The following is a 20,796-nucleotide window of genomic DNA, read 5'->3' as shown; positions in this document are numbered from 1 at the left end:
CGGAGAACGCGGCATATTGAGAGTGCTGCACCATTGATGTTTCCTTGCGACAAGACTGTCGGTATCTGAAAGTAAATATCTATCCGGTACTTAGCCCGGCCTCTGGTATTTGAATGTTTTCTGGTATGAAGAATGCGTGTATCAATGAGCCAGTAACGGATCATCCCCGTTTTGCGGGGCGCATATTTTGCCTTATTAAGTATTGAATTTACAAGCCGCATAAGAATAAACACCGCCAATAAATAAAACCGTCAGCCAAAACGAGCACGTATTGCCAAAAGTCGTCTGACAGTGATTTTGTTAATTGTTTTTATTCTGTAAAACAAAAAACAACTCCCCGTTATTGCCGTTATAAAATATCGGTAGCATGTCCGGAAAAATAACGACTGCGGCTCTTAATTAACATTTGGATTACATTCCGTGCATGCCTGCTGTCCGGTTTACCTTGCCGGCAAAAGATGAATTTTCCCCGCTTTTGTGGTTAACAACTTGTGTTATAAGTTCGTTATAAGAAAAACCGATGCTGCCCCTTTTTCAGCACAGCAAAGATTTTCGGAGTGTAACGTGTCTCTTTCTATTTCTGAATGGACGATGGCTAACGACATTGAGTACTCGCATCTGACAGCGAGCAATTCATCATTCCCCCGCCATACGCATGATGAATATGTCATCAGTGCCAATCTGACCGGTACGGAAGAAATCAGGTTGCACGGGAAAACCGAACTGGTGCGCGGCGGCGATATTACGATTTATAATCCGGCCACCGTCCAGTCTTCGCTGTTTGGCAACGACAAAGTCGAATTCCTCAGCGTACATATTCCGCAATCTTTACTGCGTCAGGTATCGGTCGATCACAATCTGCGTTCTGATCACTGTGCGCCGGTGTTAACCGAAGGCGTGCTCAGCAATCCTGCGCTGTTTTCCGCGCTGTGCCATTACCGGCGCACACTGAACGACGACGATCAGGAACAGAATTTGTTATGGCTGCTGGGGGCGTTGCTGGAAGAACCCGCCAGAGAGCAGGAACAATCTTTGCGGCCGGTTATGCTGGCGCTGGATTTTATGCGTGACCATCTGACCCGGAAAATCCATCTCGATACGCTGGCGCAAATCAGCGGACTGAGTAAGTTTCACTTTGTCCGCCTGTTCCGCCAGCACATTGGCATGCCACCACTGCAATACCATATGCAGTTGCGTTTACTTGAGGCCCGGAATCAGCTGCGTAAAAATAATAATGCGCTGGATGTGGCGATACGGTTGGGCTTTTATGATCAAAGCCATTTCATTAATACATTCCGCAAAATGATGGGGATCCCCCCCCACCTTTATTCACTGTCACTTCATGCGTCGCCGGCGCTTATACCAAAATGAATTCCCGATAACCGGTGATGACCACATACAGCGCGAAATAAGAGAAGATCACTGCTGAAGCGACATAGGAGTATTTCAGCATTTTGGTGCCGAGCATTTTTCCGCCCAGGCTGCCGACGAAACAAATCACCATCGTCCAGCACACACCCGCAATAAAGAACCCTCCCAGAAACCACGAAGCATTCGCCGTGCTTCCCTGCCCCATGCGGGAAATCAGCGCACCACCGACAGCGGCAAACCATAAAATAGCGGTCGGTGAAGACATCGCCAGTACAATGCCGCGGCCAAAATTACGGATAACAGAACGTGACTGCGTGCTGTCACCGCTGCCCAGGTCCCCGGCAGGCGCCAGTGCAGCGCGGATCATTTTGTAGGTAAACCACATCAGCATCAGCGAGCCGCCGACCCATAACATCCAGCGCACGCTCTGGTATTGCAGCAACATCGTCATCCCGGCCAGCGCCAGTACGGCGTAAATTAAGTCGCCGATGCAGGTGCCGATGCCCAGCCAGAATCCATGAAAATAACCCCGCTGCATCGCCAGCGTCATCATGGCGATATTAGCCATTCCGATGTCCAGACACAGCGACAGGCTGAGTAAAAATCCATTTGAAAACGGCATCATTACGGGACTCTCTTAGTTAACGGGTTGTATTCAATTATGTCATTTGCGGATAAACCAGGTCTTTCCGCCATGGATACCTGACAGGCCGCAGCGGCTGACCCAAATAATGTCGTCAACCTAGTGTCAGCCCCCTGAGCACAATGGAGAGACACGATTTAAACACGCTCCTGCGGCCGGGTATTGGAAGAAATTGCGCGTAAATCTGCATACCGGATAGTGCCCGCAGCATCTACAGTTAACCTCACGTCGGGGCGGGATTACTGAGTTACCTCCGCATTGAAGTAATGCACTGTGATTGGGGGGATTTTCCGCAGAGTTCACTGTAAGTCTGAAAAGGCTTAATTTAGACTTCTATACGTCTAAAACTTAGTGTAGGTTTTCACAATAATCTCTCAATTTGGTTACGTTTAAGGAAACTCTGTTTATGCGTACTCCGTTTGTCGTGGTGACTCTGCTTGCCGCCTCCCTGTTTTCAGCTGCCTCATTTGCCGGTGCGACGCTGGATCGCGTGACCAAAACCGGTGTGTTGCGTAATGCCATCGTTAACGATTACCCGCCGTTTGGTTTTATTGATGATAATAACCAGCTGGCCGGTTTTGACGTTGATGTGGCCAAAGCCGTGGCGCAGCGGATGGGCGTAAAACTTGAGATCATTGCACCGGGCTGGGAAACCATTGTCGGCGGAAAATGGCAGGGTCGCTGGGATACCTGTATCTGCTCAATGACGCCAAACACCGAACGTGCCAGGGTGCTGGATTTCCCGACACCGTATTACAACTCCCCGGCTGTCTTAGTGGTCAATAAGAAAGATGACCGCATCAAATCGGCGGCTGATCTGAGCAATAAAAAGATTGGCGTCGGCATCGGTTCGACTTACGAAACGTATCTGCAAAAAACGCTGGTGATCCCAGGCAGCAAACCCCTCGCATTCCCGTTCGATAACGTACAGGTGATCCCAAGCGACGAAGAAGTGGCGTTCCAGAATCTGGCGCTCGGGCCCGGTGTGCGTCTTGACGGCGTGGTATCCGATTTAGCCACCGCGAATGCCCGTATCAAACGCGCGCCGGTGTTTAAAATTGTCACCGAGCTTTATGCGGAACCGAACTGGGTAGCCACCGACAAAGGCGATCCGGAATGGGATAAGAAAGTGGCCGATACCATCAAATCGCTGCGCGACGATGGCACACTGGCTAAAATCTCTCAGCACTGGCTGGGTGAAGATATTACCCACGAGGTACCGTAATGCCACAAATCCCGGACAGCCAGCCGAAAGTGGAAACGCCGGAACGCTGGCACCACGCACACGCGTTTAAATTTAAAACCGGGCTGACGTGGCTGATTTTGCTCAGCCTGCTGCTCGGCACGTTCAGCAAAATGGGGCTCGACTGGAGCCTGATTAGCCAGAAACTGCCGTTCCTGCTTGGCCTGCGCCTGTCACCGGACGGCTTCATTCAGGGGGCAGCGCTGACCATTATGATCACTGCCTGCTCAATGTTTTTCTGTCTGTTGATCGGGCTGGTTACCGCGCTCGGACGGATGTCTGAAAATGCGCTGGCGTTTGGTTGCGCGACGTTTTATGCCTCGCTGTTTCGCGGTACGCCGCTGCTGGTGCAGGTGCTGATTATCTATCTGGCGCTGCCGCAGGCGGGCATTGTGCTCGGCGCGCTCAGCTCAGGCATTATCGCTTTGTCGATGAACTACGGTGCCTACCTGGCGGAAACCATCCGCAGCGGCGTACTTTCGGTCCCGCGCGGTCAGCAGGAAGCCGCGCTGGCGCTCGGCGTATCACGCTGGACGGTTGCGGTGCACGTCACCGCTCCTCAGGCGCTGCGCATCATTATCCCGCCCGCCGGTTCGATATTTATTTCGATGCTGAAAGATTCCTCGCTGGTCTCGCTGATGGGGCTGTGGGAACTGAACTTTCTGGCACAATCTTACGGGCGCAGCACCTACCGGTATATGGAAATGCTGGCGACCGCAGCCGCGATATACTGGATTATGTCGATTGTGTTAGAACTGCTGCAAAGCCGCCTTGAGCGCCGTTTTGCGCAAGGCCAGCGCCGCTGATGTTTTGATTTTTCATTAACGAACGCTTTGATTTTTCATTAGCAGGTACGCCATGTCTTTTCCTGAAGATTTTCGTCTGATCAGTTACCTCTCGCGCCTCGAACATGCGGTGCGTTTTCCGCTGTCCTCTTCCTATCCTGAATCAATGGACCTCGATACGCTCTTTGAACTGGCAGGGAAAGAACACCGCGCCCCGTTCATGCAGACGATGCTGGATTATCCGCCGTTACGCGGGACACCGGCACTGCTTGATGCTATCGCCTCGACCTATCAAAAAATTACCGCGCAGGACATCATCAGTTTTGCCGGTGCAGACGAAGCGATTTACGCCAGTTTCCAGATGCTGCTCAAATCCGGCGATCACGCCGTGGTGATTACCCCGAATTATCAGTCGCTGGAAAGTGTGCCGTTATCGCTGTGCGATGTCAGCGGCGTGGCGCTGGATGCAGATAATGACTGGGCGCTGGATACCGGCAAAATCCGTGATGCATTGCGCCCTAATACCAAAGTGCTGGTCATTAACTTTCCGCATAACCCGACCGGCGCGCTGATAAGCCGTGCGCAGCTTGATGAACTGATCGACCTGTGCCGCGAACGCGGGATCTGGATTTTTTCGGATGAAGTGTACCGGCTGACAGAGTTTGATCCGGCTGACCGCCTGCCGCAACTCGCCGATATTTATGAACGGGGTATTTCGCTGAACGTGACCTCAAAAGCGTACGGTTTGCCGGGGCTGCGCATCGGCTGGGTAGCCTGTCAGGATAAAACGTGGATGCTGGAACTGGAACGTATGAAGCAGTATCTGTCGATCTGTAATTCCATGCCTGGCGAAGTGCTCACGACGATAGCACTCAATGCCCGTATTCCGATCCTCGAACGGGTGATGGAACGTTCGCGCCGCCGCCTCGCCTCACTGACCGCGTTTCTGGCGCGGTATCCGCACTTGTTTCAGTTATCATTGCCGAAAGCCGGGGTGCTGACGTTTGTGCGCTATACCGGCGCGGAAGGCGCAGAAGCTTTTGCTACGCAACTGGTGCAACAGGCGGGAGTGATGGTCATTCCTTCGGTGGTCTACGGCTCAGCACTCAATGCCGTATCTGAAGATTTCCTGCGTATCGGTTTCGGGCGTGAAAACCTTGATGAAGCCCTGGGCGAAATGGGCAAATGGCTGGATAAACAATGAGAGAGAAACTGATCAGCCCAGCACCTGCTTTTCGGTCAGGAAATCGATAAAAACCCGTACTTTCGGTAGCATATGGCGGCTGCTTGGCCAGACTACCGAAAACTTCCCACCTTCTTTCAGATAGGCGGGCAGTACCGAAATCAGTTCACCGGATGCCAGATACGGCCGCACGATAAATTCCGGTACATACGCCAGCCCTAATCCCTGCACCGTCGCCTGCAGTATCGACTCCAGATTATTGCTGCTTAGCGCCAGCGGCAGTTCCGGCGGCGTCGGGCTGGTCATTTCCCATTCCTGCCATTGTCCGTTGCCCGGAAACCGGTAGCGAAGGCAAGCATGTTGATAAAGGTCGTCAGGTGTAAGCGGCGCAGGATGCGCGGCAAAATATTGCGGAGCACCGACAATGGCAAAACGGAATGGCCCGAGACGGCGCGACATCATCTGCGAACTGTTCAGTTCCCCGCTGCGGATGGCGATATCAAATCCTTCATCAATAACGTCCACCATACGGTCACTGAAATCCAGATCCAGCTCAACGTCGGGATAACGCTGGCGAAATTCCGGCAAATGCGGCAACAACATGCGGTAACCAATAGCAGGCGCGGTGATACGTAATTTACCGCGTGGCACGGCGGAAATCCGTACCAGTTCCTGCTCGGCGTCTTCCAGTTGCGTGACGATATTCTGACAGCGCTCAAAAAACAACTGACCTTCATCGGTCAGGCTGATGCGCCGCGTACTGCGGTTGAACAGCCGTACGCTGAGTTTTTCCTCAAGCCGTGCCACACTTTTCCCGACCGCCGAGGCCGAAATGCCCATCCGCTCTGCCGCTGCGGCGAAACTCTGACTTTGCGCCGCGCGGACAAACGCCAGCAGGCCGTTGAGGTTTTCCATATTGACTCCCGTTTATACGAGCGTTTTAGTCCGCAATCATCGGACTGACGGCCTGTTTCCGTCACATTACCGACATTTTATCATCATCGCTAACCCTAATTCGTTGGAGAAACCCATGCATCCCTCAACAACCCCCCCGGCGGGCAGCCTGCGCGTTCTGTTTACCGTATGTCTGGCGGCAGTGATTTTACCCCTCAACTTTGTCAGCGGCGCGGTGGCAACGCCCGCGATCGCCCGTGAACTCGGCGGCAGCGCGCAGGCGCTGAGCTGGATAACCAATGCGTTTATGCTTACTTTCGGCTGTTTTCTGATGGCCGCCGGGGCGCTGGCCGATGAACTGGGGCGCAAAAAAGTGTTCGTCAGCGGCGTCTCGCTGTTTGCACTTTTATCCTTATTGCAGGCTTTCAGCAGCAGTGTGCTGGCGATTGATTTACTGCGCGCCGCGCAGGGTATTGCGGCTGCCGGTGCGCTGGCAGGGGGGGGTGCAGCACTGGCGCAGGAATTCGATGGCGCAGCACGTACCCGGGCCTTCAGCCTGATGGGCAGCAGTTTTGGCGTCGGGCTGGCTTTCGGCCCGTTCCTTGCGGGCGTGCTGATCGCGCATTTCGGCTGGCGTTCGGTGTTTCTCTCCGCGACAGTCATTGCGGCTCTTTCTCTCATCACCGGCGCAGCCAAAATGCGCGAAACGCGTAATCCGCAGGCATCCGGCATTGACTGGCCGGGCACCCTTTCCTTCACCGCCATGCTGGCGTTACTGACCTGGGCGCTGATGGATATTCCCCAATCCGGACTGCACAGCACGCGAGTACTTTCTCAACTGGGTGGCGCGGCACTGCTACTCGCAGTATTTGTGGTCATTGAATTACGGGTGAAAAAACCGATGCTGGATTTATCGCTTTTCCGCTACATCCGTTTTATCGGTGTACAGGCATTGCCGCTGGCGACCGGTTTTTGTTTTGTGGTGCTGCTGGTGGTCTTGCCGATGCTATTTATCGGCGTTACGGGTCTGAGTGAAGAACGCGCCGGGCTGATGATGATGGCGCTTTCACTGCCGATGCTGATTGTACCGATGCTGGCGGCATGGCTGACGCGCTGGATTTCTGCGGGGGTATTATGCACATCAGGGTTAGTGATTGCCGCCGCCGGTTTGGGCTGGCTCAGTCAGGCTGTGCTGGCACAGAATCTGACAGGCATGATTGCGCCAATGGTGGTTATCGGCATCGGTACCGGTTTGCCGTGGGGGCTGATGGATGGCTTGTCGGTGAGCGTCGTGCCAACGGAACGTGCGGGCATGGCAACCGGTATTTTCAGCACCACACGCGTGGCGGGAGAAGGCATCTCACTGGCGATTGTCAGTGCTATTGTGTCGGCGTTAACCCGCAACGCACTGGCAGCGCATTTCAGCAGTGATGCGATCAGCTCAGAAACTATCAGCCAGGCGGCGCAACGTCTGGCGACCGGTAATCTTTCCGTGACACAGCAGCTTATCCCGCAGGCCAGTACGCCGCAGCTACAGCAGCTTTATGCCGCCTCACTGCATCCCTTACTGTTGTGTCTGATGGCGATTACGCTGTTCTGTGCGCTGGTGGTGTTGCTGGCACTACGCGGGAAACCCCGAGCGTCAGCCTGTTCAAAAAGCAGAAAACGCGCCGGCGGTTTCCCCTCCTGAAGCACATCATCATAAAACATCAGTAGCGCTGTTAAACAATGACGGGCAGCAAGCAGGTAACACCACAACCAGAAAGGTTAAACAGCTGCGTTTTTTGGTTTAGACAAGGCAATCATTATCAACATAAATCAATAATAAACAGGATAAAAATTCGATAATTTGTAATTTATGGAGTTTTTATCCTTATTGGCCTGAATAATGAAAAGATTACCTTAAGGTAAATTTATTAACTTATATTTAACCATGATGGCGTTTTTCATCATGCACATAAGGTCAGGGTTCCGCTCCGTTGTGAAGGGAAAACATAACACCCGGCCTGCACGCTGTTTCTTACCGGCTTTTTTGCAGTTTTTAGCGTTAATTATTCATCACCAGAGGATTTCCACATGCAACGACGTTGCATGAATACACAACGGTGTAAGCTGTTTTTGGGAGTCATCATGGGCGAAAAAAAATCATTATTGCTGGCCGTTCTTGCCGCTGCAACGCTGACATTAGCCGCTGGCGCACAGGCAGCCGGTACTTTAACAGGACAGGTAGGCGTTCAGCTGACCATCAGCACCGGTTGTACGGTCGGTAACGGCACATCAACGGGGGGGACCAACCAGTGGGGTACACTGAACTTTGGTAACTACGCCGATCTGACCAGCGTCATTAACGGGACGGTATTCGGGGCCAACGGCACCGGTGCAGTCACGATCACCTGTAGCACCGGACTGACCCCGACGCTGTCACTGAACGGCGGACTGGCGGCAACCGGCGGGCTGCGTACCATGACATCCAGCGGTAACAGTATTCCTTACCGCCTCTATTCCGATACCGCACGGACTACCGAAATCGCGATTAATACGCCGATTACGCTCACGACAGGCACCACGGCGCAAAATATTCCGATTTACGGTCGTGTGCTGCCTGCCGATCAGACCAGTACCACACCGGCTGCGGGCACCTATAACGATACCGTTGTTGCCACTCTTTCCTGGTAAGAGTTTTTCCATCAGAGTCGGTTCCGCCTCTGACTGGCTTTCGGTTCAAGGAAGGAAAGATCATGGACATCAAGGTACTGCTGCTACTGCCAGCCGCACTGCTGGTGTCAATGCAAGGGTATATTTCACTGAGTCAGGCGGCAACAATAGGCATCAGTGCCACGTTGCTGCCCGCCTGTGAAGCGGGAACCACGACGTCCGGCAGCACCAGTTTCGGTACGCTGAATTTTGGCAATTATGCATCGCTCACCAGCGCGGTGAATGCGACCAGCGCACAACTGGCGGGATCGATCCGCGTGAAATGCGTGAGCGGGGTGACGTACAAAATTGTCATGGATGGCGGCAGCAGTGGCGTGGTCACGGCGCGGCGAATGGTGAACACCACCAACAGCGCTTCCACCCTGCTTTACAATCTTTATACCACGGCCGCCCGCACCACGGTGTGGGACAACACCACCGGCGTCAGCGGCACCGGTAACGGCGCGGATCAATGGAGCACGGTCTATGGCCGCGTTCCGGCACAAACCACGCCCGCTGCCGGTGTTTATCAGGATACGGTGAATGTCACCGTATCCTGGTAGAGGTGATGATGCCTGGCCGCCAGCGGGTTCCGACCGCGTTATTACCGGTGAGGGTATTATTGCCGCTGGTTTTATTGTCGCTGGTTTTATTGTCGCTGATGTTATGCAGTTCAGCGCGTGCCGCCACAGCTACCAGCACATTTACCGTTTCAGCCACTCTCACCAATGGCTGCGTATTTGGCAGCTCACTTTCCAGCCCGACCACCAATCTCGGCACCATCAACTTCGGTTCTATGTCGTCCCTCACCAGTAACGTCGATACGGTCAGCAGCACGGGCGCCGGTTCCGTGGTAGTGACCTGTACGCCGGGTGCCTCCGTCAGTATTGCCATGGATTACGGTATCCACGGGGGCACCGCCACCCGGCGCTTTATGCAAAACACCAGTAATCCCGATCAGCTCGGCTACCAGCTTTTTCGCGACGCCGCCCGCAGTCAGGTATGGGGCGATGGCGCGCTGGTGATGTCCATCCCCAGCTTTCCGGCTACCACCCAAACCTATCCGGTTTATGCACGCTTATACGCTGTGAGCCCCCTGCCTTCCGCCGGGACGTATACCGACACGGTCACCGTGACATTAACCTATTGAATTATCAGGATATAGAAATATGAAGACATTGCTTTTACGCCTGTTCGCCACCGCCGCACTGACCTGGGCTTTTCTGTCTTGCCTGACCGCACAGGCTGCCAGTTCGGTGCTGGTCTGGCCGGTCTATCAGATTATTGAATCCGATCAGAACGGATCCGCCCTGTGGCTGGAAAACCGTGGCGCGGAACCGGTGTCCTTGCAGGTGCGCGTACTCGCCTGGAAGCAGGAGAATTTTAACGAGAAATACGCCGATCAAAGCAACGTAGTCGCCAGCCCGCCTTTCGCTACCGTGCCGCCGGGTCAGCGTCAGTTGATCCGGCTGATCCGCAATACCCCGGTTGCGGCCAATACCGAGCAGGCGTACCGCATCATTATTGATGAGATCCCTTCCCCGCTGAATGATTCCTCGCAGGGGAAGGACAAAGCGGTGGTCGGCCTGCAATTGCAGATGCGTTATCTGCTTCCGCTATTTATGGATGGCGGCAGTTTGTGGACCCATGATCGTAGCGACGTGAAGCGTGATCCTTCCACGGCAACGCGCCCGATCCTCAGCTGGCGTACGGTATCCGAAAACGGGAAAACGTATTTGCAGGTGCGCAATACCGGCATCGTGCATGCGCGGCTGAGCAACGTGTTCTGGTCCGCCACCGGCAATCAGAAACAGGGGGTGAAAACCCTGGTCGGCGGTTTTATGGGTTATGTATTGCCGGGGCAGCAAATGCGCTGGCCGGTGCCGGCGGGGGTGACGCCGGGTGCGCAGCTCAATGCGCAGATAGCGGATAACACCCAACCGATTGTCATCGCGCGCGGCCAGTAACAGCAGGAGCTGCAAAGGATGCCAATCAGACGTCTTCTCCGGAAAGGTCATCAGCGACCACTGTATTTTCGGGGAAGCCTGTGCCTGTTATGCCTGAGTACCTTCAGCGCACAGGCGCAGGAATATTCTTCACTGCCCGATGCCCCGCGTGCGGCACCGGTGGTCACAGACGCCCTGTTTTATCTGTCGATTGTGGTCAACGGCCAGACCGACAATCAGGTCGTACCGGTCACCTGGCGCAATAACGCGTATTTCGTGGAAGCGGGTGTGCTGGCGAAAAATCATATTCATATTAACGGCCGGCAGGGGTTGATTAATGTCGGTGAACTGCCGGACGTGAAAGCGAAATACGATTCGGCCACCCAGCAGCTGATACTCAGCGTGCCGGACGCCTGGCTGCCGAACCAGAATATCAGTGGTGATCCCCTGATGAACTACACGCCGTCGCAAAGCAGCACCGGCCTGCTGTTTAACTATGATTCCTACTACACCGATTCCCCCGGCGGAGCGAAAACTATCGCCACCTGGATGGAGCAACGTTTATTCAGCGGCCTCGGGCTGGTCACCAATACCGGCACTTACCGCTATAACGTTGATAACATCGACAGCAGCAACGGCGGCCAGACCACACAGGATGGCTATCTGCGTTACGACACCTTCTGGCGTTTCACAGACGAGAAAAACCTGATCAGCTACCAGGCCGGGGATTTCGTCAGCGATTCACTGACGTGGAGTAATTCAGCACGTATGGGCGGTTTACGTATCAGCCGTAACTTTGGTGTCCGGCCGGATCTGGTGACTTATCCGTTGCTGCAATACAGCGGTACGGCGGCGGTACCAACCACGGTGGATTTGTTCCTCAATGGCTACAAAGCCAGCAGTAATAACCTGAATTCAGGGCCGTTTACCCTGACCAACGTGCCGTATATTAATGGCGCCGGTGAAGCGACGGTTGTCACCACCGATGCGGTCGGACGTCAGGTTTCGACCAGCGTGCCGTTTTATGTTTCCAACACCTTACTGCGCAAAAACCTCAGCGATTTCGATTTCTCACTCGGGGCCGTTCGCAAAAATTATGGCATCACCAACGGCGATTATTCGGATGCCGCATTCAGCGGGATTTACCGTTACGGGCTGAACAATTATCTGACGCTTTCCGGTCATACCGAAGCCGTACAGGGTCTGGCGCTGGGCGGCGCTGGCGCGGATATCGCGGTCGGTACCTGGGGCACACTGAGTGTTTCAGCCAGCCAGAGTAAAGCCGATCATCCGCCGGTCAGCGGTGATAATCAGATAACGACACAGCTTAATGATAACCCGACGGCAGGCATGCCCGATGCCGGAGGTAAAATGCTCCCTCCGCCCGACGAAAGCGTGACGGATAAAAAAGACGGCAACCAGTTCACGCTGGGCTATTCCTACTATTCGACGGTATTCAGTCTGTCAGCACTGCGCTCAAAACGTACGGCGGGTTATCAGGACATCACGTCTTACACCAGCGACACACGGTTAAGCCGTCAGTCGGATCAGGTGACGTTCAGCACGTCGCCGTTCGGGCATGCTAACGGCACGATGGGTATCGGGTATTACGATGTCGAAGCCTATGACAATTCGCATACCCGTCTGGTGAATTTTTCCTACAGCCGCTCGCTGTGGGGGCAAAGCAGCCTGTTTTTATCGCTCAATAAAACGCTGGGTGATAACGGCTACAGCGCACAGCTGCAATTTATCATTCCGCTTGGCCCCGATATTAACCTGAACGCCGGTGTGCAACGGGACAGTGCGGGTCATTATCAGGAGCAAACCGGCGCCAGTAAAGCCACGCCAACCGACGGCGGTCTGGGCTGGAATCTGGCCTACAGCGGCGGCAACAATCCGTATCGGCAAGCCGACGCCACCTGGAAATCCCGTTACGCGACCATCCAGGGCGGATTCTACGGCAATCAGGGCGATTACACCCGGTGGGCGGATCTGAGCGGATCGGTGGTGTTTATGGCCAATGACTGGTTCCTTTCAGACAAGATCAATGACGCCTTTATCGTGGTGGATACCGACCATTATGCCGATGTTCCGGTGCTGTACGAGAATCAGAAAATGGGCAAAACGGATAGAAACGGCCACCTGCTGATCCCGACCGTCAGTTCGTATTATCCGGCCAAAGTAGAAATCGACACCCTGCCGCTGCCCGCCGACGTGGTCGCCAATAACGTCAACGATCGTATTGCGGTGAAACAGGGCAGCGGCGTGGTGGTGAAATTCAACGTCGAGAAAGTGCTGTCCGCCAATATCACCCTGCATGACGCTGCCGGACAGCCCCTGAAGCCCGGCACGCTGGTCACGGAGCAAAATACGCAACAAACCACCGTCACGGGTTACGACGGGCTGGCCTATTTCTCGCACTTACAGGAAAACAACGTACTGAATATCCGGACGGAAGATCATTCGGTCTGCCGGATCAGTTTCACACTCAACCCTGACTACCACAGCATTGAGCAGATCGGCCCGCTGGCATGCCCCGGTGGCTCAGCGAAAGTCACAGCAGGAGATAAATCATGAGAATGTTCAGGCAGAGGATGCATCGCGGATTGCTACTGATGTTATTGCTGGGCGCGTCGTCGCTGGTAAGAGCGGGTTGTACTACCACACCAGGCACCATCACGCTGGGCACACAGAACTCCTTTGCCGTCAGTTCCTCACCCTTGATCACATCAGGCGGCAGCGGATTAAGCTGTACCGGCGGACTGCTCAACATTGCAGGCACCAATACCATCACCGCCCTGATCGGCGTGACTCAGCATCCCAGCAACTCACAGCCAAGACTTTACAGCGGGACAACGGGTCAGTACTTGCCCTACAGCCTGTGCAAAGATGCCAGCTGCAGTGCCGTTTATAATCAGAACGATACCATCACCTGGAGCAGCACCACGGCACTGGGATTGCTAGGCTTATTTTCCGGCCCCAACAGTACGTTACCTCTCTACATCCGTCCGGCCGCCATTTCCAATCTGGCCGCCGGCACCTATACGGATGTCGTTCCCCTCTCCTGGACATGGAATATGTGTTCAGTGGCTATTGGTACCTTACTGTGTCTGGCAGACTCCGGCTCCACGACAGGGAATATCAACCTGACCCTCAACGTCACCAATTTCTGTTATATCGACAGTGCACCCAACGTCGGTTTCGGCAGTGCAGCCCTGCCTTCCGGACTGACCACGGTCGTGGCAAATACTATCAGCGTACGCTGTACCCTGAACGCCAGCTATTCCGTCAATCTGACCAGCAGCGTGCCGGTGTCCGGGCAATACCGGCAGATGGCCTCAACCGTCGGCGGCACCACCTCTTATCTGCAATATCAGATATTTAAAGGTGACAGTACGGTATGGACGGCTTCCACCAACAGCAGCGCGACCGGCACCGGTACATCACAATCGTTTCCGTACACCGCGTCGGTGAATCTGGCGCAAAGCAACCAGCCTGCAGGTAACTACAGCGATACGGTGACAGTGACAGTGACGTATTAAAAAAGGGGGGATAACAGAACCGGTGCCACGGATGTGCACCGGTTTGAGAAGGGTATTACAGCGCTTTCAGCGTTTTGACCGTGGCATCCACGTCAATTTCATCTTCGGTGAACACATAGGTGCTGTTCTGGAAGGTGGTGATCAGCAGCTTTTTCATGGTGCGCGTTTCCGCTTTTTTCTCTTCTTCCTGCGGGCGGATACGGTTCATCAGCAATCCGACGGACAGCACGGCGTTTTCTTTATCGATTTTCGTCTCTGCCGGGACTTCTTCGTTAAACGCCAGGAATGATTTAATGCTGGTGATTTTGATACGCTCACCGGCGATAAAGATGTATTTGCTCTCCGGCTCAACTTTCACCGCAAAGGCGGAAAGCCCTTTGTTGTTAGTGGTCGGTTCAAAGGTGACTGCCGCATCTTTTTTAATCAGCTCAGGGTTGGCAACTTTAATCACGTGGAAATAACGGTTATCGCCGTTTTCATCTTTGATAAAACCGAAACCTTTATCTTCAAACCAGGTTGTGATTACGCCGTTCATCGCTTACCGCCTAAGTAATTATTTATTCAACATGTCATTTTTGCAGGGCGGCAGTGTAAAGCAGAATGCGGACAAAGTCCTGTGCTTTACGGCCTGATCCCCACGGAATTACGTCGCTTTTCTGAAAGTCAGGTTAAACCGGTACTGACCGGTCAGCGGATGCTCGCCTGCTTTGAGCGGCAATACGCCGTGATAACGCAACCGCGACGGGCCGCCCCACACCACAATATCACCATGTAACAGCGGCACACGCTGCGTTTTATCACTGCGTTGCATGCCACCAAACTGGAAAACAGCCGGTAAACCCAGCGAGACAGACACGATCGGCTGGCCGAAATCGTGCTCGTCTTTATCCTGATGCAGGCTCATTTTTGCGCCCGGCTGATAACGGTTGATCAGACAGGCATCCGGCGTAAAGCCCGCAAAACCCGCCTGTTCTGCCGCGCTGACGGCAAGCCGGCGATATAATTCCGGCATCGGCGGCCAGTGCTGATGACTTTCCGGCGAGGTGGACTGATAGCGATAACCTGCCCTGTCCGTCACCCAGCCGACATCACCGCAATTGGTCATTGCCACCGACATCGCATAGCCGCCCGGCGTGGCGCGATACTGAAAAGGCACCAGCCCGGCGATCCGGTCGATCTCCGCCAGCAACGCCGCATCATCTGCCAGCGCCGCACCGCGCAATACCACTGCACCCGGACACAGTTCTTCGCGCCAGTTGGGGTGAAAATCGGGGTGATCAAATAGATCTAAATTCATGTCAGCCTCCGTGTTCACGCATCCGTTAAGTATAACAGCCGATTTGAGACAGAGGCAGATTGTCGGGGCTGATCGTTTCAGCTAAGGTTGCTTAATAGGCCGTAAGGTCATTAAGAATATCTTAAAAGGAGAATGAAATGAGTCGGGAAATTAACAAAGACACCCAGTTGTGTATGTCCCTTTCCGGTCGTCCGGGCAATTTCGGAACCCGTTTTCATAACAGCCTTTATCAGGCATTAGACCTGAATTACGTCTACAAAGCGTTTTCCACTCAGGACATCGAAGCCGCAGTGAAAGGCGTACGCGCACTGGGCATTCGCGGCTGCGCAGTCTCGATGCCGTTCAAGGAAGCCTGCATTCCTTTCCTTGATGAGTTGGATCCTTCCGCAACTGCCATTCAGTCAGTGAATACGATTGTCAATGACGATGGATTCCTGCGCGCTTACAACACCGATTACATCGCAGTCGCCAAGCTGCTCGACAGCCATCAGGTGCCGCGCGACGCCGTTTTCGCCCTGCGCGGCAGCGGCGGCATGGGTAAAGCCGTGGTGGCAGCTATTCGTGACGCAGGTTTCAAAACCGGCTATATCATCGCCCGTAACGAAGCCAACGGCCGTGCACTGGCAGAAGAATACGGTTACGAATGGAAAGCAGAAGTCGGCGATCTGGCCGTTGATATGGTGGTTAACGTCACACCCATCGGCATGCCGGGGACACCGGAAGCGGACTCTCTGGCGTTTGAACCGGCCGTGATTGATCGTGCCAGTATCGTCTTTGACGTCGTCGTCGCACAAGCCACCGAAACGCCGCTGATCCGCTATGGCCGTGAACACGGCAAGAAAATCATTACCGGTGAAGAAGTGGCCGCGTTACAGGCCGTGGAACAGTTCGTGCTGTATACCGGTATACGTCCATCCGATGAACAGATCGAAGCCGCAGCGGCACACGCACGTCGCTGATCCGCAGCGCTGAATGCAAAAAGCCTCTCACGGGAGAGGCTTTTTTAATGGCCGGGATCTGGCCGGCGATCACCGCACCAGACACGGTTTTTTCGGATCGAACTTCCAGTCCGGTATCAGGAACTGCATGCCCTGTGCATCGTCACGGGCGCCCAGTCCCATGCCTTTGTACAGCTCGTGGGCTTTCATCACCTGATCCATATCCAGTTCAACGCCCAGTCCCGGTTGTTCCGGTACGCGCACTTTACCGCCTTTGATCTGCAACGGTTCTTTGGTCAGGCGCTGATTGCCTTCCTGCCAGATCCAGTGGGTGTCGATGGCGGTAATTTTACCCGGCGCGGCGGCAGCTACCTGGGTGAACATTGCCAGCGAGATATCAAAGTGATTATTAGAATGCGAACCCCAGGTCAGCCCCCACTCGTGGCACATCTGCGCCACGCGAACCGACCCCTGCATCGTCCAGAAGTGCGGATCCGCCAGCGGAATATCGACGGATTTCAACTGGATGGTATGTCCCATCTGACGCCAGTCAGTGGCGATCATGTTAGTGGCCGTCGGCAGACCGGTCGCCTGGCGGAACTCGGCCATCACCTCACGCCCGGAGAAGCCCTGCTCTGCGCCACACGGATCTTCCGCATACGCCAGCACACCGCGCAGTTGTTTGCCCAGCGCGATCGCTTCATTCAGCGACCAGGCACCGTTAGGATCGAGCGTGATCCGCGCCTGTGGGAAACGCTGCGCCAGCGCCGTCACGGCTTCGGCCTCTTCGCTCCCGGCCAGCACGCCGCCTTTTAATTTGAAATCATTAAAACCGTATTTCTCATACGCGGCTTCCGCCAGACGCACTACCGCCGCCGGTGTCAGCGCTTCCTCGTGGCGCAGGCGATACCAGTCGCAGCTGTCGCCCGGCTGGCTCTGATAGCCCAGCGACGTTTTATTACGGTCGCCGACGTAGAACAGATAACCAAGCATTTCGACTTCATCACGCTGTTGTCCGTCGCCCAGCAATGAAGCCACGGTGACGCCCAGATGCTGGCCGAGCAGGTCAAGCATGGCAGCTTCGATCGCCGTCACGACGTGAATGGTGGTGCGTAAATCAAAGGTCTGCAAACCCCGGCCTGACGCATCACGGTCGGCAAATTTCTCCCGCACGGCAGTCATCACATTTTTGTATTCGCCCAGAGTTTTGCCGATCACCAGCAACGCAGAATCCTCCAGCGTCTGACGAATTTTCTCGCCGCCCGGCACTTCGCCGACGCCGGTGTGACCACTGCTGTCCTTGAGAATCAGGATGTTGCGGGTGAAGAAAGGGGCATGTGCGCCGCTGAGATTAAGCAACATGCTGTCGTGCCCGGCGACCGGGATCACCTGCATGGAGACAATTTTAGGTGTAGATGAAGAGGTCATGCTGACTCCTTAGTCAATTCAGATTCCGTTAACCGCGCCCGAGTGCCGGGCGCTTACGATCGAATGTCCAGCCGGGGATCAGATACTGCATCGCGGCGGCATCGTTGCGCGCACCGGTCGGCAGTGTCCGGTGCAGCGCGTGGGCACGATGGATTTGATCCATGTCGATCTCCACACCCAGCCCCGGTTTTTCAGGCACTTTGATTTTCCCGTTCACAATTTGCAGCGGCTCTTTGGTCAGGCGTTGGCTGCCTTCCTGCCAGATCCAGTGCGTATCTATTGCCGTCGGCTTACCCGGTACGGACGCGCCGACATGAGTAAACATCGCCAGCGAAATATCGAAATGGTTATTCGAATGACAACCCCACGTCAGGCCCCATTCATCGCAAAGTTGAGCGACGCGCACCGCACCGTGCATCGTCCAGAAGTGTGGGTCCGCCAGCGGAATGTCCACCGACTGCAACATGACCGCGTGCTGCATCTCACGCCAGTTGGTAGCGATCATGTTAGTGGCGACCGGCAAACCGGTGGCGCGGCGGAATTCCGCCATCACTTCACGACCGGAAAAACCCTGCTCCGCGCCGCACGGATCTTCGGCATAACTGAGGATACCGTGCAGGTTTTTGCACAGACCGATCGCTTCATCCAGCAGCCATGCGCCGTTCGGATCGACGGTGATCCGCGCATCCGGGAACCGTTTTGCCAGTGCTTTAACCGCCTCGATCTCCTGCTCGCCCGGCAATACGCCACCTTTAAGTTTGAAATCCCTGAAGCCATAACGATCCTGCGCCGCTTCGGCCAGCCGCACTACCGCCTCGCTGTTCATGGCCTCCTGATGACGCAGGTGATACCAGTCATGGTTAACGCGCTCCCCAGTCTGATAAGGCAAATCGGTTTTCTGCCGGTCACCGATATAGAACAGATAACCGAGCACCGTGACTTCATCCCGCTGTTTGCCCGGCCCGAGGAGTTCACATACCGGCACACCGAGGAATTTGCCCATCAGATCCAGCAGTGCGGCTTCGAGTGCGGCGACGGCGTTAACACGCAGCTCGAAAGTCCATGCGCCTTTGCCGAAAGAGTCAAAATCAGACGACTGATTGCCCATGTGGATCTGGTGCACCAGCCGGTTCATGCGCGCGACTTCCTGGCCTTTCACCTGAGCAATAGCTTCCGTCAGCGTGTGGTAAATCACCTCCCCCCCCGGCGCTTCGCCCACACCGGTATTCCCGGCGCTGTCTGTGAGGATAACGATATTGCGGGTGAAGTAAGCGCCATGTGCGCCACCGATATTCATCAGCATACTGTCATGCCCGGCCACCGGAATGACCTGCATATCAGTAATGACGGGTGAGGATTGCGTACTCATCACAGTTCTCCTTTTATGCTGCCTGTACTGGCGTACGGACGAAGCTGGATACGTTCGATTTTTCCCACAATAAATACATAACTCACCACAGCGAGCAGCGCGTGGACGCCGACATAAATCAGTGCACCGTTGAAGGAGCCGGTCGTCCCGATAATGTAGCCGATAGCGATCGGCGTGATGATGCCGGAGACGTTACCGAACATGTTGAACAAACCGCCGCTCAGCCCGCTGATTTCTTTCGGTGCGGTATCGGCCATCACCGCCCAGCCCAGCGCCCCCAGACCTTTACCGAAGAAAGCGAATGCCATAATGCCGACCACCATCCATTCGGTATCGACGTAGTTGCAGAAAATCATCGACATCGACAGCAGCATGCCAATCACAATCGGAGCCTTGCGCGACAGTGTCAGGTTGCCGGTTCTGCGCATCAGCCAGTCGGAAATGATCCCGCCCAGCACACCGCCGAGAAATCCGCAAATCGCCGGTACCGAAGCCACCATACCCGCTTTCAGTATCGACATACCCCGCGCCTGAACCAGATACACCGGAAACCAGGTAATGAAGAAATAGGTCAGCGCGTTGATGCAGTACTGGCCAATATAAATGCCAATCATCATGCGGGATTTCAGTAACTGCTTCAGCTGGAAGGTTTTTTCGCCTTTGACGACGACTTTTTGGGCGATCTTCTGATCCATATTGATCAGCGCTCCCCCGGCTTCCATGTAATCAAGTTCGGCCTGATTGACGCCCGGATGATTTTTCGGATCGTGGATCACTTTCAGCCAGATGAAACTCAGGATGATGCCGAGGCCGCCCATAAAGAAGAAGACATGTGACCAGCCCACCTCATGCGTCAGCCAGCCCATGATCGGGGCGAAAATAACCGTGGCGAAGTACTGTGCGGAGTTAAAAATAGAGACCGCAGTGCCGCGTTCCTGAGCCGGGAACCAGGCGGCGACGATACGGCTGTTGCCGGGGAAGGACGGCGCTTCGGCCAGACCGACCAGAAAACGTAAGGCAAACAATGAAACAACAATGCCGAAGCCGCTGAAGACATCAACAAAGCCCTGCAACAGGGTGAATAAAGACCAGATGAAAATGCTGTAGAAATAGACTTTTTTCGAACCGAATTTATCGAGCAGCCAGCCACCGGGTATTTGACCGATGACATAAGCCCAGGAAAATGCCGAGAAGATATAACCCATCCCGACGGAATCCAGCCCGATATCTTTGGCCATTGCCGAACCGGCAATGGATAACGTGGCACGATCGCCGTAATTAAATGAGGTGACAATAAATAACATCACCACTATCCAGTACCGCGCGTTAGTTCTTTTTTTGACAGCACTGGCTGCTGAAACGGTAGTTTCCATGGTGTTCTCCGGAATTAATGACAACGCCTCTAAACAGAGATAAAAGTCATTCCATTCACAGAACTGTAGGGTTCAGAGAGGAAGGAACGC

General features: G+C 54.6%; 19 protein-coding genes. 12 read left to right on the top strand and 7 right to left on the bottom strand.

The features are described from left to right. Positions 1-564 precede the first annotated feature (564 nt). Positions 565-1,371, top strand: coding sequence for a helix-turn-helix transcriptional regulator (locus ACOZIO_RS10145; RefSeq protein WP_129991359.1), 807 nt, complete (start codon positions 565-567; stop codon positions 1,369-1,371). Here ACOZIO_RS10145 and ACOZIO_RS10140 read toward each other — a convergent pair. Continuing rightward, on the bottom strand, positions 1,358-1,996 hold the full coding sequence (locus ACOZIO_RS10140) for a LysE family translocator (RefSeq protein ID WP_129991358.1): 639 nt from the start codon (positions 1,994-1,996) through the stop codon (positions 1,358-1,360). The genes ACOZIO_RS10145 and ACOZIO_RS10140 overlap by 14 nt on opposite strands. 424 nt (positions 1,997-2,420) lie before the next feature. Between ACOZIO_RS10140 and ACOZIO_RS10135 the strand changes: the two genes are divergently transcribed. From ACOZIO_RS10135 to ACOZIO_RS10125, 3 genes are read left to right on the top strand one after another with little or no spacing between them, the layout of a single operon-like run. Continuing rightward, positions 2,421-3,239: a transporter substrate-binding domain-containing protein gene (locus ACOZIO_RS10135; protein WP_129953107.1), complete on the top strand. Its 819-nt coding sequence runs from the start codon at positions 2,421-2,423 to the stop codon at positions 3,237-3,239. Then, entirely contained in the window at positions 3,239-4,063 is an 825-nt protein-coding gene (locus ACOZIO_RS10130) for an amino acid ABC transporter permease (protein WP_129953108.1), read from the top strand. The genes ACOZIO_RS10135 and ACOZIO_RS10130 overlap by 1 nt, the downstream gene beginning before the upstream one ends. A gap of 52 nt (positions 4,064-4,115) precedes the next feature. Then, positions 4,116-5,246, top strand: coding sequence for an aminotransferase class I/II-fold pyridoxal phosphate-dependent enzyme (locus ACOZIO_RS10125; RefSeq protein WP_129953109.1), 1,131 nt, complete (start codon positions 4,116-4,118; stop codon positions 5,244-5,246). 12 nt (positions 5,247-5,258) lie between these two features. Here the strand turns inward: ACOZIO_RS10125 and ACOZIO_RS10120 are convergent, their stop codons facing one another. Beyond that, positions 5,259-6,140, bottom strand: a complete 882-nt coding sequence (locus ACOZIO_RS10120; protein ID WP_129953110.1) for a LysR substrate-binding domain-containing protein — start codon at positions 6,138-6,140, stop codon at positions 5,259-5,261. A gap of 115 nt (positions 6,141-6,255) precedes the next feature. On the opposite strand from ACOZIO_RS10120, the gene ACOZIO_RS10115 reads away from it, so the two are divergent. The 7 genes from ACOZIO_RS10115 (at position 6,256) to ACOZIO_RS10085 (ending at position 14,301) form a co-directional block, all read left to right on the top strand. Continuing rightward, positions 6,256-7,809, top strand: coding sequence for an MFS transporter (locus ACOZIO_RS10115; RefSeq protein ID WP_129991357.1), 1,554 nt, complete (start codon positions 6,256-6,258; stop codon positions 7,807-7,809). A 386-nt stretch (positions 7,810-8,195) separates the two neighbouring features. Then, a complete protein-coding gene (locus tag ACOZIO_RS10110; protein ID WP_235173307.1) occupies positions 8,196-8,795 on the top strand; it encodes a Csu type fimbrial protein in 600 nt (199 codons plus the stop codon). Positions 8,796-8,857: 62 nt separating this feature from the next. Further along, positions 8,858-9,376, top strand: coding sequence for a Csu type fimbrial protein (locus tag ACOZIO_RS10105; RefSeq protein WP_129953112.1), 519 nt, complete (start codon positions 8,858-8,860; stop codon positions 9,374-9,376). 98 nt (positions 9,377-9,474) lie between these two features. Continuing rightward, complete coding sequence (locus ACOZIO_RS10100; RefSeq protein WP_240783469.1) at positions 9,475-9,963, top strand: Csu type fimbrial protein; 489 nt, start codon at positions 9,475-9,477, stop codon at positions 9,961-9,963. Between the two features lie 19 nt (positions 9,964-9,982). Next, the gene (locus ACOZIO_RS10095; RefSeq protein WP_129991356.1) at positions 9,983-10,780 is read left to right on the top strand and encodes a fimbrial biogenesis chaperone; all 798 of its coding nucleotides are present in this window, start codon (positions 9,983-9,985) and stop codon (positions 10,778-10,780) included. Positions 10,781-10,798: 18 nt separating this feature from the next. Then, complete coding sequence (locus ACOZIO_RS10090) at positions 10,799-13,336, top strand: fimbria/pilus outer membrane usher protein (protein ID WP_235173309.1); 2,538 nt, start codon at positions 10,799-10,801, stop codon at positions 13,334-13,336. Further along, a complete protein-coding gene (locus ACOZIO_RS10085) occupies positions 13,333-14,301 on the top strand; it encodes a Csu type fimbrial protein (protein WP_129991355.1) in 969 nt (322 codons plus the stop codon). Before ACOZIO_RS10090 ends, ACOZIO_RS10085 begins: the two co-directional genes overlap by 4 nt. A 55-nt stretch (positions 14,302-14,356) precedes the next feature. Here ACOZIO_RS10085 and ACOZIO_RS10080 read toward each other — a convergent pair whose 3' ends face one another. Together ACOZIO_RS10080 and alkB are read right to left on the bottom strand one after the other, a co-directional pair. Next, the gene (locus ACOZIO_RS10080; RefSeq protein ID WP_129953116.1) at positions 14,357-14,836 is read right to left on the bottom strand and encodes a cold-shock protein; all 480 of its coding nucleotides are present in this window, start codon (positions 14,834-14,836) and stop codon (positions 14,357-14,359) included. A gap of 108 nt (positions 14,837-14,944) precedes the next feature. After that, positions 14,945-15,598 (bottom strand): DNA oxidative demethylase AlkB, encoded by a 654-nt coding sequence (gene alkB / locus ACOZIO_RS10075; RefSeq protein ID WP_129991354.1) that lies wholly within the window; start codon positions 15,596-15,598, stop codon positions 14,945-14,947. 137 nt (positions 15,599-15,735) lie between these two features. Between alkB and ACOZIO_RS10070 the strand changes: the two genes are divergently transcribed. Beyond that, complete coding sequence (locus tag ACOZIO_RS10070) at positions 15,736-16,557, top strand: shikimate 5-dehydrogenase (RefSeq protein WP_129953118.1); 822 nt, start codon at positions 15,736-15,738, stop codon at positions 16,555-16,557. 69 nt (positions 16,558-16,626) lie between these two features. Here ACOZIO_RS10070 and gudD read toward each other — a convergent pair whose 3' ends face one another. Genes gudD through ACOZIO_RS10055 form a run of 3 tightly spaced genes read right to left on the bottom strand, consistent with a single transcriptional unit; the run spans position 16,627 to position 20,706 of the window. Then, a complete protein-coding gene (gene gudD / locus ACOZIO_RS10065) occupies positions 16,627-17,964 on the bottom strand; it encodes a glucarate dehydratase (protein ID WP_129953119.1) in 1,338 nt (445 codons plus the stop codon). A gap of 28 nt (positions 17,965-17,992) precedes the next feature. Then, complete coding sequence (locus ACOZIO_RS10060; RefSeq protein ID WP_129953120.1) at positions 17,993-19,333, bottom strand: enolase C-terminal domain-like protein; 1,341 nt, start codon at positions 19,331-19,333, stop codon at positions 17,993-17,995. Next, the gene (locus tag ACOZIO_RS10055) at positions 19,333-20,706 is read right to left on the bottom strand and encodes an MFS transporter (protein ID WP_129991353.1); all 1,374 of its coding nucleotides are present in this window, start codon (positions 20,704-20,706) and stop codon (positions 19,333-19,335) included. The genes ACOZIO_RS10060 and ACOZIO_RS10055 overlap by 1 nt, the downstream gene beginning before the upstream one ends. Positions 20,707-20,796 lie beyond the last annotated feature (90 nt).

This window comes from Rahnella sp. PD4 (assembly GCF_049199325.1).
Classification (GTDB): domain Bacteria; phylum Pseudomonadota; class Gammaproteobacteria; order Enterobacterales; family Enterobacteriaceae; genus Rahnella; species Rahnella perminowiae.
This window is presented reverse-complemented; position numbering and strand designations above follow the sequence as displayed.

What these genes read in the sequence shown, in the direction of transcription:
- ACOZIO_RS10140 (WP_129991358.1), bottom strand. Translation starts at nt 1,996, where the DNA reads ATGATGCCGTTTTCAAATGGATTTTTACTCAGCCTGTCGCTGTGTCTG.
- ACOZIO_RS10135 (WP_129953107.1), top strand. Translation starts at nt 2,421, where the DNA reads ATGCGTACTCCGTTTGTCGTGGTGACTCTGCTTGCCGCCTCCCTGTTT.
- ACOZIO_RS10130 (WP_129953108.1), top strand. Translation starts at nt 3,239, where the DNA reads ATGCCACAAATCCCGGACAGCCAGCCGAAAGTGGAAACGCCGGAACGC.
- ACOZIO_RS10125 (WP_129953109.1), top strand. Translation starts at nt 4,116, where the DNA reads ATGTCTTTTCCTGAAGATTTTCGTCTGATCAGTTACCTCTCGCGCCTC.
- ACOZIO_RS10120 (WP_129953110.1), bottom strand. Translation starts at nt 6,140, where the DNA reads ATGGAAAACCTCAACGGCCTGCTGGCGTTTGTCCGCGCGGCGCAAAGT.
- ACOZIO_RS10115 (WP_129991357.1), top strand. Translation starts at nt 6,256, where the DNA reads ATGCATCCCTCAACAACCCCCCCGGCGGGCAGCCTGCGCGTTCTGTTT.
- ACOZIO_RS10110 (WP_235173307.1), top strand. Translation starts at nt 8,196, where the DNA reads ATGCAACGACGTTGCATGAATACACAACGGTGTAAGCTGTTTTTGGGA.
- ACOZIO_RS10105 (WP_129953112.1), top strand. Translation starts at nt 8,858, where the DNA reads ATGGACATCAAGGTACTGCTGCTACTGCCAGCCGCACTGCTGGTGTCA.
- ACOZIO_RS10100 (WP_240783469.1), top strand. Translation starts at nt 9,475, where the DNA reads ATGTTATGCAGTTCAGCGCGTGCCGCCACAGCTACCAGCACATTTACC.
- ACOZIO_RS10095 (WP_129991356.1), top strand. Translation starts at nt 9,983, where the DNA reads ATGAAGACATTGCTTTTACGCCTGTTCGCCACCGCCGCACTGACCTGG.
- ACOZIO_RS10090 (WP_235173309.1), top strand. Translation starts at nt 10,799, where the DNA reads ATGCCAATCAGACGTCTTCTCCGGAAAGGTCATCAGCGACCACTGTAT.
- ACOZIO_RS10085 (WP_129991355.1), top strand. Translation starts at nt 13,333, where the DNA reads ATGAGAATGTTCAGGCAGAGGATGCATCGCGGATTGCTACTGATGTTA.
- ACOZIO_RS10080 (WP_129953116.1), bottom strand. Translation starts at nt 14,836, where the DNA reads ATGAACGGCGTAATCACAACCTGGTTTGAAGATAAAGGTTTCGGTTTT.
- alkB (WP_129991354.1), bottom strand. Translation starts at nt 15,598, where the DNA reads ATGAATTTAGATCTATTTGATCACCCCGATTTTCACCCCAACTGGCGC.
- ACOZIO_RS10070 (WP_129953118.1), top strand. Translation starts at nt 15,736, where the DNA reads ATGAGTCGGGAAATTAACAAAGACACCCAGTTGTGTATGTCCCTTTCC.
- gudD (WP_129953119.1), bottom strand. Translation starts at nt 17,964, where the DNA reads ATGACCTCTTCATCTACACCTAAAATTGTCTCCATGCAGGTGATCCCG.
- ACOZIO_RS10060 (WP_129953120.1), bottom strand. Translation starts at nt 19,333, where the DNA reads ATGAGTACGCAATCCTCACCCGTCATTACTGATATGCAGGTCATTCCG.
- ACOZIO_RS10055 (WP_129991353.1), bottom strand. Translation starts at nt 20,706, where the DNA reads ATGGAAACTACCGTTTCAGCAGCCAGTGCTGTCAAAAAAAGAACTAAC.